This is a genomic window from Rhodococcus sp. H-CA8f (genome assembly GCF_002501585.1).
Classification (GTDB): Bacteria; Actinomycetota; Actinomycetes; order Mycobacteriales; family Mycobacteriaceae; genus Rhodococcus_F; species Rhodococcus_F erythropolis.
Genome location: NZ_CP023720.1, coordinates 1,168,731 through 1,184,577, shown reverse-complemented (window position 1 = coordinate 1,184,577; position 15,847 = coordinate 1,168,731). Strand labels below are relative to the sequence as shown.

General features: G+C 61.6%; 15 protein-coding genes. 1 reads left to right on the top strand and 14 read right to left on the bottom strand.

Translation table 11 applies throughout. From position 1 onward, the window contains the following. Nucleotides 1–19: 19 nt before the first annotated feature. From CPI83_RS05675 to CPI83_RS05665, 3 genes are all read right to left on the bottom strand, one after another. Nucleotides 20–1,084, bottom strand: coding sequence for an acyl-CoA dehydrogenase (locus CPI83_RS05675; RefSeq protein ID WP_097386930.1), 1,065 nt, complete (start codon nucleotides 1,082–1,084; stop codon nucleotides 20–22). Beyond that, nucleotides 1,081–2,229, bottom strand: a complete 1,149-nt coding sequence (locus CPI83_RS05670) for an acyl-CoA dehydrogenase family protein (RefSeq protein ID WP_232816869.1) — start codon at nucleotides 2,227–2,229, stop codon at nucleotides 1,081–1,083. Before CPI83_RS05670 ends, CPI83_RS05675 begins: the two co-directional genes overlap by 4 nt. Before the next feature lie 124 nt (nucleotides 2,230–2,353). Next, nucleotides 2,354–2,908, bottom strand: a complete 555-nt coding sequence (locus CPI83_RS05665; RefSeq protein ID WP_097386929.1) for a helix-turn-helix domain-containing protein — start codon at nucleotides 2,906–2,908, stop codon at nucleotides 2,354–2,356. Between the two features lie 185 nt (nucleotides 2,909–3,093). Here CPI83_RS05665 and CPI83_RS05660 point away from each other — a divergent pair, with 185 nt between their 5' ends. Beyond that, complete coding sequence (locus CPI83_RS05660; protein ID WP_020970698.1) at nucleotides 3,094–4,317, top strand: cytochrome P450; 1,224 nt, start codon at nucleotides 3,094–3,096, stop codon at nucleotides 4,315–4,317. 6 nt (nucleotides 4,318–4,323) lie between these two features. Here CPI83_RS05660 and CPI83_RS05655 read toward each other — a convergent pair whose 3' ends face one another. From CPI83_RS05655 to CPI83_RS05600, 11 genes are all read right to left on the bottom strand, one after another. After that, nucleotides 4,324–5,712: a lipase family protein gene (locus CPI83_RS05655; RefSeq protein ID WP_019745189.1), complete on the bottom strand. Its 1,389-nt coding sequence runs from the start codon at nucleotides 5,710–5,712 to the stop codon at nucleotides 4,324–4,326. Further along, entirely contained in the window at nucleotides 5,709–6,992 is a 1,284-nt protein-coding gene (locus tag CPI83_RS05650) for a hypothetical protein (protein ID WP_097386928.1), read from the bottom strand. The genes CPI83_RS05655 and CPI83_RS05650 overlap by 4 nt, the downstream gene beginning before the upstream one ends. Nucleotides 6,993–7,287: 295 nt before the next feature. Continuing rightward, complete coding sequence (locus tag CPI83_RS05645; protein WP_232816868.1) at nucleotides 7,288–8,346, bottom strand: hypothetical protein; 1,059 nt, start codon at nucleotides 8,344–8,346, stop codon at nucleotides 7,288–7,290. 1 nt (nucleotide 8,347) lies between these two features. Further along, nucleotides 8,348–8,962 carry a signal peptidase I gene (locus CPI83_RS05640; RefSeq protein WP_097386926.1) on the bottom strand — a complete coding sequence of 205 codons (615 nt, stop codon included), beginning with the start codon at nucleotides 8,960–8,962 and terminating at the stop codon, nucleotides 8,348–8,350. Next, nucleotides 8,959–9,564: a SipW-dependent-type signal peptide-containing protein gene (locus CPI83_RS05635; protein ID WP_097386925.1), complete on the bottom strand. Its 606-nt coding sequence runs from the start codon at nucleotides 9,562–9,564 to the stop codon at nucleotides 8,959–8,961. The genes CPI83_RS05640 and CPI83_RS05635 overlap by 4 nt, the downstream gene beginning before the upstream one ends. A 9-nt stretch (nucleotides 9,565–9,573) precedes the next feature. Further along, nucleotides 9,574–10,245: a signal peptidase I gene (locus CPI83_RS05630; RefSeq protein ID WP_223257981.1), complete on the bottom strand. Its 672-nt coding sequence runs from the start codon at nucleotides 10,243–10,245 to the stop codon at nucleotides 9,574–9,576. Between the two features lie 65 nt (nucleotides 10,246–10,310). After that, nucleotides 10,311–10,853, bottom strand: a complete 543-nt coding sequence (locus CPI83_RS05625; protein ID WP_019745195.1) for a hypothetical protein — start codon at nucleotides 10,851–10,853, stop codon at nucleotides 10,311–10,313. Nucleotides 10,854–10,879: 26 nt separating this feature from the next. Continuing rightward, entirely contained in the window at nucleotides 10,880–11,392 is a 513-nt protein-coding gene (locus CPI83_RS05620) for an alternate-type signal peptide domain-containing protein (protein WP_175470320.1), read from the bottom strand. 218 nt (nucleotides 11,393–11,610) lie between these two features. Then, nucleotides 11,611–12,552: an Ig-like domain-containing protein gene (locus tag CPI83_RS05615; RefSeq protein WP_232816867.1), complete on the bottom strand. Its 942-nt coding sequence runs from the start codon at nucleotides 12,550–12,552 to the stop codon at nucleotides 11,611–11,613. 728 nt (nucleotides 12,553–13,280) lie between these two features. Beyond that, entirely contained in the window at nucleotides 13,281–14,876 is a 1,596-nt protein-coding gene (locus CPI83_RS05605; protein ID WP_097386923.1) for an amidohydrolase, read from the bottom strand. Further along, the gene (locus CPI83_RS05600; protein ID WP_097386922.1) at nucleotides 14,873–15,832 is read right to left on the bottom strand and encodes a DMT family transporter; all 960 of its coding nucleotides are present in this window, start codon (nucleotides 15,830–15,832) and stop codon (nucleotides 14,873–14,875) included. Before CPI83_RS05600 ends, CPI83_RS05605 begins: the two co-directional genes overlap by 4 nt. Nucleotides 15,833–15,847: the final 15 nt, after the last annotated feature.

The window sequence follows — 15,847 nt, the reverse complement described above, 5'->3', positions numbered from 1 at the left end:
TCCTCTACGACAGTCAGGATTACAGCTGCAATGTCGGTTCTGGATCAGTGATCAAGCGGTGCAGTGACGGCGATGCAGCTACGGCCTCTCCCAGTTGCGTAGCGCTCGCGATTTCGTCGCCGAACTCCGATCGCCAGGCATGCAGTCGTCGGGTGAGTTGTTGCAAGCGGTATTCGCGGGTCATGCCGATCGCACCGTGTGCCTGGTGGGCGGCGCGCACGCTCGCGAGCGCATTTTGTGAAACCACCAATTTGGTTGCGCTCACTTCGAAGTCGGCATCGCCTCTGGTGAGTGCATGTGCAGTGCGATCGACAGCCAGCGTGGACATCGATGCCATCTGAGCGAGAGTGACGATATGCTGCTGGACGGCTTGGAACTGCGCGATGGGCCTACCGAACTGCACCCGCTCCGACACGTAGCGACGGGTCAACGTCGACACCGACTCCATGGCTCCTGCCATCTGTACCGAGCGCAAGAACGCGCCGAGCCTGTTGAGAATCCGCGGGTCGACAAAGTTGTCGCCATCGACAATCCGCGCTTCTGCGAACGTCAGGCTCTGACACGGTTGCCCGGCAAGATCCGTCCCTCCACCGATCTCGGCGTCGGAGATGTTCAGGAGTACAACGCGATCACCGAGAACTGCTGCCAGCACTGATGCGGCGCTACCCCACGGCACATCGTGAAAGGTGCCCGACAGGAAACCGTCGTTGGTGCGACGCACATCGTCGCGCTGCGATCCCGGCGCGACGGTTGCGATTCCGGAGGGCACCGGTAGCCCGGCCGCTGCTGCCAGCCTGCCCGCGAGGTACGTCTCGGCGAGCGGCAACGGCGCAGCGTGCCTCGCCGCCGCGCGCTGGACAGTCACGGCGTCGAGGAGCGAGCCACCGGAACCACCAACGGATTCGGGAAGACCGACCAGTGGCAACCCCAGTTCGACTGCCGCGCTCCATAATCCGGTGGGCAGACCGTCCATCTCCGCCTGCGCTACCACCTCGGTGCCGGACTTCTCGGCGAAAAATTGTTCTACCATCGATTCGAGGTCGGCGTCGAATGTGTACGCGTTGATCTCTGACCCCGAATTCATCGGTTCAATCCTTTCACGATCACGGTGCGGAGAATTTCGTTGGTTCCACCGCGAATCGACCACGACGGCGCCACCAGCACGGCCCGGGCGAGCAGCGACTCGTACGGATCGTCGGAGGCAAGGTCTGGAGCCCGGCCGAGGTGCCGCGCGACGGTCGCAACACAGTCCTGTTCGAAGCGTGTTGCCATCTCCTTGTTCAGCGCGGCCTCCGTGACCGGCGAGCGACCGGAGTCGACCATCCGTGCAATGGACAGCGACATCCCACGAAAAGCCCAGCAGCGCGCCGTAATCGAGCCCAGATCGGCGAGGGCAGAGGGACCGCCCTGCGCCGCCTGGTTGGCTGCCCAGTTCTCGAGGACCGGCATCAGCGACATCCAGCGGTCGACGCCACCTCGCTCGAGTGCGAGTTCACCGGTGTTTTGTCCCCAGCCCGCTCCGACGTCTCCGAGGCGACGCGAGTCCGGCACGAAAACGTCCTGGAACGACACCTCGCAGAAGTCCTCGCTTCCGTCGATGAACGGAATGGGTGAGACGGTCAGGCCCTCGCTGTCGCGATCGACGATCAGCTGAGTGAGTCCGTTGTGCTTGTCTGCCGAGGTTCGAAGCAGAGCGAGTATGTGTGTGGCATGGAAGGCACCGGTGGTCCAGATCTTGGTGCCGTTGACTTTCCAGCCACCATCAACACGTTCGGCGCGAGTGCGTACCGATGCCAGGTCCGAACCCGAGTCGGGTTCACTCATCCCGATCGAGAACGAGAACTCACCGCTCGCGATACCGGGAAGGAAGTACCGCTTCTGTTCTTCCGTGCCGTTGGCGGCGATGCTCGGACCCGACTGTCTGTCTCCGATCCAGTGATAGCCGACCGGCGCTCCCCGCGCGAGAAGTTCTTCGACGACGACCAATCGATCCACTGCTGACCGTCCGCCCCCGCCGTATTCCTTCGGCAGTGACATTCCGAGCCACCCACGGCTACCGAGATCTCGCGAGAACGCCGGATCCACAGCCCCGGACATCCCGAGTCCGAGGGGGTAGCTGCCCGGGGTTAGCCGCTTGTCGAGGTACTCCCGCACTTCGGCCTGAAGCGCGAGTTCCTCGATCGTCAGTTCTGTTGCGTCGAAACGCATGGACGTACTGCGTACCACCATCGTGACTTTCTCCTTCGCGGCAGCGGACAGGCTTCAGGGTACCGAGCCGAGGAACGAATGCATGAACCGAACCGTCTGCAGCAGCGACCGACCCGCCGCACTGTTCACGAACACGGAACCCTGCTCAGGAGCAGACGAACGACTCGACCATCCGTCGTTCGTCTGCCCTGTCGGCCAGTGGCCACGCCAACAGCATCAACACGATCCGAACCACCCACTGCGACTGTTGACCTTCGGGATCCAATCCAGCAAGTTCGAGTGCAGTACGCGGTAGCAACGGAGAAGACACGAGATACTCGTCGATACCGTTGGCCCGCGCCGCCGCAAGGCCATGGCTCATGGCGGCGTCGGCTCTGATCGCGTCGACGGCGACGAGGATCGACTCCACGATCCGCTCGTCGCCGCGCAGTGATTCGACGGCAGCCGCAACCTGGCTCGCCACGGACGCCGCACCTCGCGACAACAACCCCTCACGGATCGCGGACTTGCCACCCACGTAGCGGTAGAGCGTCGCCCGCGAACAGCCTGCGCGCGAAGCGACGTCGTCGGCACTGAACCGATCGAATCCCTGTTCTCGAATCAGCTCTGCTGCAGCCGCGAAGATGCGCTCGGTTGCGAGTTCACGGCGGTTACCGCCGGCCAACCAGTCGGCGGCGCGGCGCTCGTTCACACCGGTCACTCTCCGTCACCTCGTCTCATCTCGAGACAGATTCAATCAGAAATCTCAACGCTACGGAAGGCCGCGAGCCTCTGACCTGGGAGAAGTACGAGGGGGTTGAAGTGCGTTAGATTTTCTCAAAATGCCAGTTCAGAGGCATTTCCCACCTGTTGACTTCTCCTCGACGGCCGTGAAATCTTCCATTCGTGACACCACCGACGCTGGACATCAACCCCTTCCTCCCGTCGAATATCGACGACCCTTACCCGCTCTACGACGTACTCCGGCGCGAGCACCCCGTGTATCGAATACCCGATACCGACTTCTATCTGGTGTCGACGTGGGAACTTGTCACCGAAGCCGTTTCCCGTACCGAGGACTTCTCCTCCAACCTCACCGGCGTACTGGTTCGAACACCGGACGGATCGGCCGTGACGTTCGACATGAACGGCGGCGGGCAAGCCGTTCATGTCCTCGCGACCGCCGACGAACCCGACCATCAGCACCATCGCAAACTTGTCCTGCCGACACTGGTCGCCAAACGCATACGAGCACTCGAGCCGACGATGCTCGAGTACACGCAGCAGTTGTGGGACAACGGCTTCGACGGTCGACAGATCGAATGGGTCACGTCGGTAGCGGACACACTGCCGCTGCAGATGGTTGCCACACTGATCGGCCTGCCGGCACACGACGTCCCCCAATTGCTGGCGTGGTCTTACGACAGCACCGAACTTCTCAGCGGCATCGTGACGGCGGAACGGTTGACAGACGTCGTCACCTCGGCGGCCGAGCTCACCGGGTACCTCTACGGCAAGTTTCGTGAGGCGCGGACAAACCCGGTCGACGATCTACTCGGAGACCTCGTCCACTGCTGTGACGCAGGCGAACTCAGCGAAGACGTGGCCGTGCTGATGCTGGTGCAACTCGTCGGTGCGGGCGGCGAATCGACCGCCGGACTGATCGCCAACTCTGCACGGCTACTCGCCGAGCGCCCCGAGATACAGACGCAGCTGCGCGAGGACCCTCTACTCGTGAGCGCATTCCTGGAGGAGACGCTCAGACTCGAGTCGCCTTTTCGCGGACACCACCGACATGTCAATGCGGACACAACACTCGGCGGTGTGGCGCTCCCCGCCGGCAGTCATCTCATACTGCTGTGGGGCTCGGCGAACCGCGACCCGGAGTCGTTCGCCGAGCCACACGCGATGAACCTCGACCGGGCCAATCTCCGAGCGCATTTCGCCTTCGGCAAGGGAGCACATTTCTGTGTCGGGGCCGCGCTGGCCAGACTGGAAGCAAAGACCGCCATCGGTGTACTTCTCGAAAACAGTTCGCATGTCACAGTCGATTCCGAATTCCCGCCACGTTGGGTCCCCAGCATGTTCGTACGCCGCCATCAGAGTTTGCGTCTCGCTGTCACCGGATAGTTTCACTCAGTTGTCGAAATTGTGGGCAATCCAATCGATTGTCTGCATTCCGAACAGGTCTGTCCCCCAACCGTATGGATCCGCGAATGCGCGATCCATACTGCAGTCGGTGGGCTGATAGCTCACGTCCGTCCCTCGGCTTCTGTACGTGTCCGCCAGTTCTCGCGCATCAGCTGCCGGTACAAGTGACATCGGGGAGTCGTCCTTTGCGCACGAAGTTATCAATACCTTCGACGCCGGAGCGCCGTGGCCCAATACGTTGTCGTCGTACGCACGCTGGAAGCTGGGTTCTGTGATCGGATCGATTCCCGGCGCGAAAAGGCTTGCCAACGGTACGAACGGAAGCGTGAAGTACGCCGGCATCTGGCACTCACCCCGGTACACGTCGGCAATCACTCGGCCCACGGGATTGAGCTTGTCGTTCAACTTCATCTCGGGATACCACGGTTCGAGACCGAGGAGCGTCGCAAATCCGAAGCCCGCGCCGACCGAGGAATCTGTTGTCTCCATGAATGTTCGGGGCTTGATCACCATGCCCTCGAGGACTGTCGAGACGATATCGAGTTCCGGCGCGTAGGACTGCGCAGATTCTGCGGCGAATGCCGAACCGACTCCACCACCAGCGATTCCGAACAACGCAATCTCCGCCTCCGGATTCAGCTCGGAATCCTGCAGCTGAAATGCTGCGCGCACTGCATCCAACTGGGCGTGCCCGGCGAACTTACCCGCGAAGACACCGTGGGGATCACGGTCTCCGTTGTTCCCGACGTCGGAAATCACTACGGCATAGCCTTTTCCGAACATCAGCGCCAGTGGACCCAAGGCCGACCAGGAGGCGCCGTCCAGCGGATCGCCGCCGGTCCAGTGTGAACTCGGATGACAGTAGCCGCCGACGCTGTCGTTGGCCTCCTGATAGCTGATGATCTTCTTCTCCGACGCCGGCGTTCCGTCGATCGGGATCATCATGATTCCAGTGCTCACTACCGGCGTCGAACCGTCGATTCCGGTTGTGACATACATGATCTTGTAGGCGTCGAGCTGTCCCGGTTTGTATCCGGTGAACAGTACATCCACCTTCTTCGACTTCAGGAGATCACCGGGACGCTCGGCGCCGGTCAACACCGGCTCGTCGTAAAACGGATCATCGGCGGTGAGTGCAGTGAAGATCTCCTCTTCGGATGCGAACTCCCCTGAACTGAGAGCACCGACGGTGAACCCGTTGAATACCTCTCCCAGAGTTGGGGTGTCGGTCCGAAACTCCTCGGATACAGGAGTTTGCACGTCTTTCGGGACATCACTGTCCGGCACCTCAGCTCCAGCCGTTGCTGGCAGGACCAGCGCAACGGTCAGCGCCACCAGCGGCGCCAACCTTCGGAATGTGGCCGACGACATCACTGAACCGTCACTTTCAAACTGGAGAGGGCCGATTCGAGAGTTTGTGGGAGGGTCATCATCGGGCGGTGGCTCTCCAATTGAATTTCGTAGGGAACACTCAATGTGGCTACGAGCCGTGGCCAATCTTCTTCGACCATCGCTCGGTACTTCGGCAATAGCTGTGAGGTGATGTAGTCCCACCGGTCCTCGTACACCGACCAGTTCCAATCCGGCAGTGGCATCGTCACGTTCGCGGTGCGTCCGTCGGCGAGTGTCGTCGTGAACTCGAGGGGCCGGAACGAGCGAGGCGGGACCACGCCGGCGACCGAGGGCGAGCCGGCAACGGTCGATGCGTAGGTGATCGCTTCTCCCACATCACCTTTGTAGGCGCGCACGGTATCCCACTGGTCGCGGATGATCACCCCTTGCTCACGTTGGAGCAGCGCAACGTTCCCCAGTGCGATCCGATTCGAATCACTGGACGCGACATCACGCCAGGCGTCCATGACATCCTTGCCGAATAGTCCGGCACTCTGCATTTCCTCCAGTGCAGGAAGCCCTTCATCCACGTATGCCTGATGCATCGGCATCAGATCCGAGAAGATGTTCTTCTGCATCACCAGGATCATCCCCAGCACATAATCCAAGTCGTCCGCCGTGACGTTCCTGCCCACCGCCGCGAGTGCGCGCAGCCCTGCCGGCAATTGGTTCAGCGCTTGCACGCCAACCTGATCCGTGACCTGAGAAACTATCGAATTGGCAACCTGCTGGAGATTCGGAAACGAGTACACGTCCGCCATCAGTTCGAAGTCGATCAGTCCCCCGCCGAAGTCCGCGCCTACCTGTCCGCCCATTCCCGCCCACTGCAATTCCGGGTGACCGAGTTGCAGATCCTCGTAGTAGCGGTACGACTTCACCAGGTTCGTGCGATTAGCCGACACTCCGGCGCGCGGATTCCACGATGAGAGATCGATTCCGGCGGCTTCCGTGGCAGCGACCAATCGATACTGAAACAGCAAGGCCGCATAGGATTCCGGACTGCGACCACTGGCGCGGGCTTCTTCCACAAGGGCTTGCAAGGTGCCGAGATCAGTCGGCAACGCGGGATGGACACCGCCCGGACCGTGTTCGGCATTGCGATTCACAAGGGGCAAATTCAAATACTCGTCCAGTTCGGACGCCGACGCTGATGTCTGGACAGACAGCAACGCGGACATCGCCAGCGCACATGCCGCCGTGGCTGCCAATACGTCTCGCGCCCAACGACGTCGCCGAACTACGGCCCCCAGGTTTAACCGCATATCGGTCCTCGTACTCAGGTCGGCAATCGCCCCGATCGATTGCCGACACGAAACTTACTTTGCAGTAAGATAGCTCGAGACCTGAAGGAATACCAATTCCGAACGAGCACTCTTGGCACCTCTACACGTCGTTGCCACCTGCAGTTGCTTATCCCGTTCCCGAATCGCCGAAACCTCACCAGCGAGCGACCGGCCGGTTACCTGTTGCCCGACACGATCAGAGCATGCGGATCCACGCCTGTGCCCCCGGATCCGGAGACTCGGGGGCACAGGCGAGAGATCGAGTGATCAGCTGCTACGCGAAGTCAGGCATGTTCTGCCCGCTGTCCTTGTAGAACTTCCACGTGCCGTCCTGCGGCGACTCCATGATGCGGTAGACCTCGGTTGCCCCGACAATCCACAACTGGCCGTCGTACCAGTGCAGAGTGGAACCCGATTCGACACGGCCACTTGCGAGTTCGTTGCCGTTGGCGTCGACCACTGCAACCTTGTTACCACCCGCAGTCCAGCCGCCGGTGAGGCCGCCACTCTCGACTGTGTCCGTCAGAACCGGCTTCGGATCCGCCGAGGGAGTGGTCTCCGGCGACGTGGTTTCCGGGGTGGTCGGTGCCGGAGTCGTCGTGCTCGGTGCCGTCGTGGTCGTGGCCTCGGTTGTACTGGTCGGCTCGGTGGACGTTGTCGGATCGACGGTCTCGCTCGTGGACGGAGCTTGGGTAGTGGTCGTCTCCAACGCATCCGGCTCGTTCGGCACCATCGCTTCGGCCTGCATCCTGCTCACAGGGTTCGCCCCGTTGGGTGCCGGTGTCGTCGGATCCCAGGTGTTGGTATTTTCCCAGGCCTGGTTAGCCAATTGCGGACCACGATTACCCTCGCATTCGGTCCTGTTACTTACGAGGTCCTTATGGGTTATCTCGACAGACGACATGAAACCAGATGAGATTGCCGGCCCGTTCACGGTGTACACCCGCGCCCACATCACATTGCGACTGCCATGGGTAATTCCACTGATCGACGTTTGGCTCGCCGACAGATTATCCGTTCGAACGATGTAGCTCGGATCGGATTTCCTCACGAAAACCACCTTGTACCCCGTGACACCTGGAACCGCGGGCCAGCTCAGGTTTGCTCTACGTCCCAATAGGTCTGCTCCTCCCGACGTCGAGCAGTTCACAGTCGAGGTCAACGGCGTCGGATAGAAGTTGCCCGTCGCCACCTGTGCGCCGGTCGAGTTGACCGTGTCAGTTGGAATTGCCATCGTCCCGGTGGCCTGAGCCAGGCCGAAAGCCATTGCAGCAGCGCCGCCGATGGCGATCAACGACCGCAGCGACTTCATGCGGGTGCTAGCCCGACGCATTTCAATCATTATGAGCCTCCTGAAGCTCCCCGCAGGTTTCGTCAGCATCGACGCGGGCGTCATTTGTAGTGGCGGCGCGGGCATTCTCCAGACGCCGGTCTTTAGTTCGTCCAAATGCGATGACCAGCACCGCGCCTACCAATCCGCCGCCGAGGAAAGTTGCGAGCGGACTGGAAAGCCAAGCAACGACGTAGCCGAGCCCACCGACGCTGGTGAACACGCGGTCTGCCTCGGTGATGGTGTACGGCAGCCGATCAGCCACATTGTTGGCATCGCCCTTGAGCGTGGCGAGCACGGTGTCCTCCACTCCTGCCGATTCGAGTTCGACCACGCGGTGGGTGATGCGCACGCCTTGGTCGTTGTCGACGCTGATCACGTCGCCGACAGCGAGTTCAGTTGCAGGCACGGTCTTCGCCAGCGCCAGCGCACCGGTGGAGATTGCAGGTTCCATCGAACCCGAGCGGAACACCAGTGGTTTGATCCCGAATATCAGGGACGCGAGAGTGGCGATAATGCAGATGAGCCCGGCGACCGCAGCCACATTCAGGGCAATTTCCTTGCCGCGACTGCGTCCCACGGTCACCTCCTCATCGGTGCTGTCCATCGCGATGATCACTGCCCCGTTGCGGTGAAGTTGAAGCCCAGATCGGCGATCTTGAACTGCTCCGTCTGACCTGCGGTCGAATCGACGATCACCTTGATACACACCTGCTCCGAAACACCGGCAGCGAGTGATCTGCCGGAGACGAGTGTCGGGTTGCCGGAGAACGCTTGCTGCGTCCCGATGATCGGTCCTGAACAGGTACTGCCGTCGTTGGCGCCGGTCTGATGTAGGGAAACCTTGAGCTTCCCGATCAGCGCGGACGAGCCGGTGGCCGTTGCCGATACTGCCCACTGGAAGTTGGCCGTTCCGGTGTTCTGAACCGTCAATGCCCCGGCCTCACTCTGGCCTGGCAGCATGCTGTTGCGCTTGAGTTCGGTGAATTGGTGTGCGGGCCGCTGGTTGTCGACTTTCAGCTGGACCGACGAAGTGCTGAACATGCCGGTGGTCGCGGTAGCGCTGTCGGACCACGCCGCCATCGTGCCGACCGCTCCGAGGCCCAGGACCATGCCGAGTGAGAGCACGGCCCGGGTACGTATCCAACCGGTCTCGCCCAGACGGCTTCGCATCCGCGCCCCGAGACGCGCGCCGCCGCCCGATTTCTGTTCTGTAGACATTCTGCTGTCCTATTTCGATTCGGAGTTTGGTGCCGATGGATCGGCGGGCAATACCGGCGCGCCGAGTTCAGGGCCGGAAAGAGTCGGGTCGGTGCCACTTTCGTCGTCATCGGCCTTGCCCCGCTTGTCGCGGATGCCACTGACGACCATCCACACGGCATATACAGCCAGGCCCGCAGCCACGCCCGTGGTGAGAATCGAACGCGATTGCCCGTTGATCACCGAGTTCACCCGGCCCAGATACGGCACCGAGTAGATGACCCGACCACGGATCTGCTCGGGCACCAGCGACCACGAGTCGGCGACGGGGTTGTTGTCGCCGCGAGTGTGGATGCGACGCTCCCCTTCCCCGGTGTAGTAGATGCCCTCGATGCGGTGGGTGACCACCGCTGGATCGCCGGAGACGGGCTGGAACGTGATCACGTCCCCGGTGGTCAGATCCTCGTTAGGAGTCGGCTTGACCACTATGAGCGTGCCAGGGGGCATGGTCGGTTCCATCGAGCCGGTGAGAACCGTGTACGCGGTGGAGCCGGTGAGTCGAGGGATAACGACCATCACCGCGAGAACGCCGATCATCAACAGCAACAGCACCCACGAGACGATGGTGCGAGTCCACCACCAGAGGGTGGTCTTCTCTCCTGAGTCTTGTTCGGGATCATGTTGCCGCTCAGATGTTTCCACGTGCGCGCTGTGCCGGGGTCGATACTCGGCACGTTCGCCCGCGCGCCGGCTTCTCGCGGTGACGGTCATGACTGGCTCACTGAGCTTGCGTCGAAGGTGAACGTCGCGTTGGACTGTTGGCTCGCTGCCGCGCCCTGGCCCAGCGTGGCCCGCAGGCACAACACCTGCATCTGCCCGGCCGGAACCAGCTGCTCCGAAAAGGCCGCACCGTCCATGGCACCGTTGTAGAGCTCAGTGCCCACGTCACCAGTGGCGGTGCAGGCCGCCTCGTTGGCTACCTTGGCCACGCGCAGGCTCAGCGGCGGTGGGGTGGCGCCGTTGAGTACAACATCGGAAAGCACGTAGTTCATCTGCACATTGCCGGAGTTGATCACCGGCAAGGGCATCTGAATGCTGTCGCCCGGGCCCTTGTTGTCCAACTTGAACCCATCGAGGTTGAACTGCTTGACCCCTTCACCGCCGGCAGAGATATCGAGCATGCCTGCCTGAATAGTGCCGCCGGTCGATTCTGCGGTATCGCGCCACAGCGCGCCGGTCTGCTGCACCGAGACGAACCCGATGAGCAGAACCGACGACGCTGCGATCGCCCATTTGTATTGGGTCTTCACGTGACCTTCTTCTGGTTACGGATTAACTACGGGGTGAGCGTCTGCTCGAGGAGGATCGTTCCGGCACCGATGGTGGCGGTGCCGGCGGCGCCGACCTGACCGGTCGTATCCGCCTTGAACTCCACCTCGGTGGTGAACGAGATGGGGCCGGACGCGGTAATCGGCGAGACGTTGGTGCTCGACGGGCTCACGGTGAGCAGATCCGCGTCCTTGAGCGAGCCGGTCAGGTTGCCGAGGGTGGGAGTGAGGGTGGCCTTCAGGTTGGTGCCGTTAAGGGTCACCTGGTACACCGAGGTGTAAGCGACCTTGTCGCCCGGAACCAGCTTGTCGGTGGGCGCAAACGCCTGTCCGGCCTTGCTGCCGCCGACCCACTTCCAGGTGCCGGCCGTGGTCTCGGAAACTGCCATCGATCCTGCGGTCACCGTGCCGGCGCCCGTGGTGTTGGTGGACGCGTTCCACGCGGCCATGGTTCCGGCACCGCCTGCAAGCAGAACGGCAGCCGCACCAGCGGCGATCGCACCCTTTGTGGTCTTGTTCATCTGGTATTCCTCCTGTGCAGTTCGCGGCGGGACATCCGACGCGCTTGGTTGAGCCCGGGCCGTGCGGATGTGCACTCCGGTGAAACAGCCCCAGGAAGGGGCATGGGAAATGAAGCCGCCGAATTGAATTCGGTGACCGAGAATGCCGGCGATGCGCGGAGATGGTCGAGATCGCCCCGCGCATCGCGAGTTCTAAGTGGCCGGTTGGGCCGGAGTGGTTATCCGCCGAGGCTTCCGAAGAGGTCCAAGCTTCCGAGCGAACCGGTGCTACTGCCGAGCGAACCGCTGCTGCTGCCACCCGGATCGGTAGTTTTCGCCGTGACCTTGACCGTGACTCCCGCGGAGGCGGGGCTGGTCCCACCCGCATTTGTCGCAGTGGCGGTGATCGGATGACTGCCGGGTGTGGTGATAGTCAGGTTGCAGCTGAAGTCCCCACTCGCATCCGCGGTGGCGGTGCAGGTGGCACCCCCTCCGGTGACAGTGACGGTGCTGTTCGGCTCTGCCTTGCCGGAGACCTTGACGGGTGTACCCGCCTCTACCTCGGCGGCGCCCAGAGACAAGTCGGTCGGAGCACTGGGGGCGACCACAGCAGGCTCGCCCTCCACCAGGACCAGACCCCAGCCGGGGTTGATCTCGTATCCCTGCAGGACTTCGCTGGCCGGGATACCAATCATGAAACCGACCATCACGTTGACGTTCTGCGCGAGAGGCGTCTTCACCAACTCGATCCGAGTCGCGGAATTCGCATCCGGTCCGATCACGAATTGCTGGCCGACCTGGCTGCCGATTTTGCCCCGTACTGTCGCGGTGCCGCCGCCCGAGACGGACCAGCCCTCGCTGAAGAGTGTGAGCGTGGCGGGAAGGTCGCAGACATTGCGGACGTCGAAGGCAATCTGCGTGCCCTCATCTCCGGGGATCGGGATGTAGTCGGTTCCATTAGGCCCGAAGGCTGGCGGCTTGACCCAGGGTCCACCGTTCTGGGACATCTCCAGGCACTGGTCAGTGATGTCGTCGCCCGGGGCAGCCACGGCGCTACCGGGAGCAAGCAGCGCACCCGAGGTCGCGAGGAGCAATGCAGCCGGCAGCGCCGCCAACACAGCAGTGGCGCGCCGGGGGAGACGGGATTCGCGTCCGTCCCCGACCGGGAAAAATCGAGGCATGTGAAGACTCATTTCGTCTGTCCCGTTGCCGGGCATTGGGGTGATAAGACGACAGATCCAGGTACATCCGCCATCGGTGCCGAACATGTTGCAGAAGGCTTGCGAGCCGAACCGTGACGCTGTGCATGCCCTCGCTCATACATAGCTACTGCTCCGCTTCGGATCAATTTTTATCACACGTATCAGCTTTTGTGGCGGTTTTACTGGTCAAACGTTCAGGAGGAAGTCGAACACTCCATGCGGGTGAATTATGCGCGCTGACCAGTACTGTTAGAAACAGTTAGCTGCGCTTCGTAACTTGTTCCCGAAAAACCCTTTGGCGCCGAACGGGCGATTCGTTCCACTCGATATGAGAACACGTTCTACATACTCTTGGTATGTCCGAGGATATTCACGAACGAACTCGTCGAGAACAGCGACCCTCGAGCAAACAGAAGGATCGAACCGTTTCGAGCACGTGCTGCATTTCGTTCACGAATGCCACGGACACGGGCATCATCGATCGCCGCGCCTCGCCGGATCAGACGGCCATGACAAACCCTCGCACGCTCCGAAACCAGCACTCCACCAATAACTTTGTCCGACCATCGAATAGCGACTGCCCCCTGGTGCGTCCAAAGCTGTGGGCCGGGAAGCAAATTCGCTACCCGGCCCACGTGCGTCTACAGTTGCGAAGCCGGTAAGGAGTTGACTACCGGCACCCAATCCCAAGGTAAAACTACGAGCACCTACACCTCGAAGACGGTCTCACCGCCGACAACCGTGCGCAGGACCGACAGTTCGTTCAATTCCTGAGAAGCGCTCCGCAACGGATCTCCGTCGAGCACAACAAAATCCGCCAAAAGTCCCACCGCTATCCGACCTTTGTCCGATGACTCGCCGGTGAGACGGGCGGCAGCGCTTGTGTAACCGGCCAACGCATCGGACGCGGAAACCCGTTGCTCTGCACCCAGAACATGACCTTCTCGCGTCACACGGTGTACGGCTGTGTTCATCGTGAAGAGCGGGTTCACGGGAGTGACAGGGCAGTCGCAATGCAGCGCGTAGGCAAGCCCCGCCGCCACGACCGACGCCACGGGGCTGATCCGCTCGCCACGACCCGGTCCGAGGAACCGATCACGGTGCCGGTCGCCCCAGTAGTAGACGTGGTTCACGAAGATCGACGCCACCACCCCGAGTTCGACCATCCGCACGATCTGATCTTCCCGCAACGTCTGAACGTGCTCGAGTCGATGCGAAACTTCGACGTCCGGGTGTGCCGTCCGTGCCGCTGCAATTGCGTCCAGTGCAAAATCGATGGCTTGATCACCGTTGGTATGAATCGCAACCTGCCGGCCGGCAGCGTGATGTTCCGCGACGAGCACCCCGAGTGCACCTGCCGGGATTGCCATTCCGCCGCAGTGGCATCCGCCCAGATCGTGGTACGGCTCGGTCAGCGCAGCGGTGTGCAACTGAATCGACCCGTCCGAAATGAGTTTGACGCCGCCCACACGAACTCGATCTGTCGAATCGGCGAGTTCGCCCAATTGATCGTGCACCCCGTGGCCGAGATAGAGGCGCGCACGCAACCTCAAGTCACCGTCGGCATCGAGTTGCCGGTACGCCTCGTACATCTCGGCTGTGACGTACATGTCGTGAAAACTTGTCACGCCCACCGAAGCCATGACTTCCTGCGCCCGCAGCATCGCGATCTTGGACGCATCCGGCTTCATATCCGGAACAAGTCCGTGTACCAGAGACATTGCCGGAACCTCGCACAGTTCACCGGTGGGTACACCGGCGCTGTCCCGAACGATGACACCACCCTCCGGATCGACCGTGGTGGCATCGATCCCGGCCTTCTCCAGTGCGACCGAGTTGACATAGATCCCGTGAGCAGACAAGTGCCGCACCAGAATCGGATGCTCGGTGGATGCCTTGTCCAGATCAGCTGCGGTCAGACCTCGATCCTCCGCCACGAGGCTGTCGTCGAAGCCCCACGCTTCTATGGGCTCGCCAACTGGTGTGATCGCGGCCCGCGCGGCCAACGCCGTGATCAACTGCTCGATGGTCGGGCACGCACTCGTCGTTGCGTCGACCCCACTGAGCATCAAACCCCACATCATCGGATGAAGGTGCGTCTCGATGAACCCCGGAACAACAACTGCTCCGGCAAGATCGACAACGGAGGTTTCGGAATCGGTCAGCGCCGAGATCTCGGCATCAGTTCCGAGGGCGACAAATCTGCCGTCCTTGACTGCCACAGCGGTCGCGTTATCGCCGACCGCACCGTCCATGGTCCTGATCTCGCCGTTGATGTAGATGTGGTCAGCCACCGGTGTCATACGCTTGTCTCCATTCGTTTTCCGACTACAGTCGTCGAGGACTTCTTCGCAGGTATCCGCGTCGCCACAACCACTCCGGCCAAAATCATTCCGGCACCTGCAAGTTGGACGAGAGTTGGGGTCTGCGCAAGCATCACCGCGCCGAACAGCAGTGCCGACGCCGATTGCAACACCAGGCTGGCGGCGACTGCACTGGCAGGCAGACGCTGACTGGCGCTGGCCACCAGAAGCCACCCGATCACCTGAGATACCAACGCGAGCAGCACAAGCCAGCCTTGAGCTACGAGCGAAGGGGTCAGATCCAAAGTTCCACTCACGAGGCCGTATACACCTGCAGTGAGGGCAGTGGCTCCCGTCGAGACGAACATCGGCAGAGCCGTTCTACCCGCCGCCCGAGTAGCCAGACCCATCAGGAAGATGTAGACCGCGTAGGCGCCTGCGGCGATCACGGCAAACGACACTCCGACAGCAGGATTCGACCCCGTGAGCGTTGTGCTCGTCCCGGCTACCAGAGCAACTCCGACGAAGAGCAACGGAAGGCTGGCGACCAGTTCCCGGCCGATCCGTTGGCGCAGAACAACGTAGCCGAGGATTGCGACGAACAGCACTTGCAAATTCAGGATCACAGTCGAAAGACCTGCCCCGATCGAATGAATCGACTCGTGCCAGAGCACCAGATCGATTCCGAGGAACGCGCCGGCAAGCAAAGACTTCACGATCCAGGGCGCCGAGACCGAAGGCCGGGGTGACCGACGACGCTGAACGAGCACGAGCATGCCGAGAGGGATGAGCGCATAGAGACACCGAAAGAATGCACCCGTCGACGGAGACACTCCTGAGAGTTCGTAGAGCACCGAGGTCAACCCGAGGATGCATGCACCGGTGACGACTACGCGCAGGTCACGACGGCGTAGTTGATCGCCGGACAGCTCGCGTGGCGATACTTCATCACTCATGGTGATAATGTATCA

Excerpts from the sequence above, each read along its gene's own strand:
- CPI83_RS05635 (WP_097386925.1), bottom strand. The coding sequence starts at position 9,564 with ATGTCTACAGAACAGAAATCGGGCGGCGGCGCGCGTCTCGGGGCGCGG.
- CPI83_RS05645 (WP_232816868.1), bottom strand. The coding sequence starts at position 8,346 with ATGCGTCGGGCTAGCACCCGCATGAAGTCGCTGCGGTCGTTGATCGCC.
- CPI83_RS05620 (WP_175470320.1), bottom strand. The coding sequence starts at position 11,392 with ATGAACAAGACCACAAAGGGTGCGATCGCCGCTGGTGCGGCTGCCGTT.
- CPI83_RS05605 (WP_097386923.1), bottom strand. The coding sequence starts at position 14,876 with ATGACACCGGTGGCTGACCACATCTACATCAACGGCGAGATCAGGACC.
- CPI83_RS05670 (WP_232816869.1), bottom strand. The coding sequence starts at position 2,229 with ATGGTGGTACGCAGTACGTCCATGCGTTTCGACGCAACAGAACTGACG.
- CPI83_RS05615 (WP_232816867.1), bottom strand. The coding sequence starts at position 12,552 with ATGCCTCGATTTTTCCCGGTCGGGGACGGACGCGAATCCCGTCTCCCC.
- CPI83_RS05675 (WP_097386930.1), bottom strand. The coding sequence starts at position 1,084 with ATGAATTCGGGGTCAGAGATCAACGCGTACACATTCGACGCCGACCTC.
- CPI83_RS05650 (WP_097386928.1), bottom strand. The coding sequence starts at position 6,992 with ATGCGGTTAAACCTGGGGGCCGTAGTTCGGCGACGTCGTTGGGCGCGA.
- CPI83_RS05600 (WP_097386922.1), bottom strand. The coding sequence starts at position 15,832 with ATGAGTGATGAAGTATCGCCACGCGAGCTGTCCGGCGATCAACTACGC.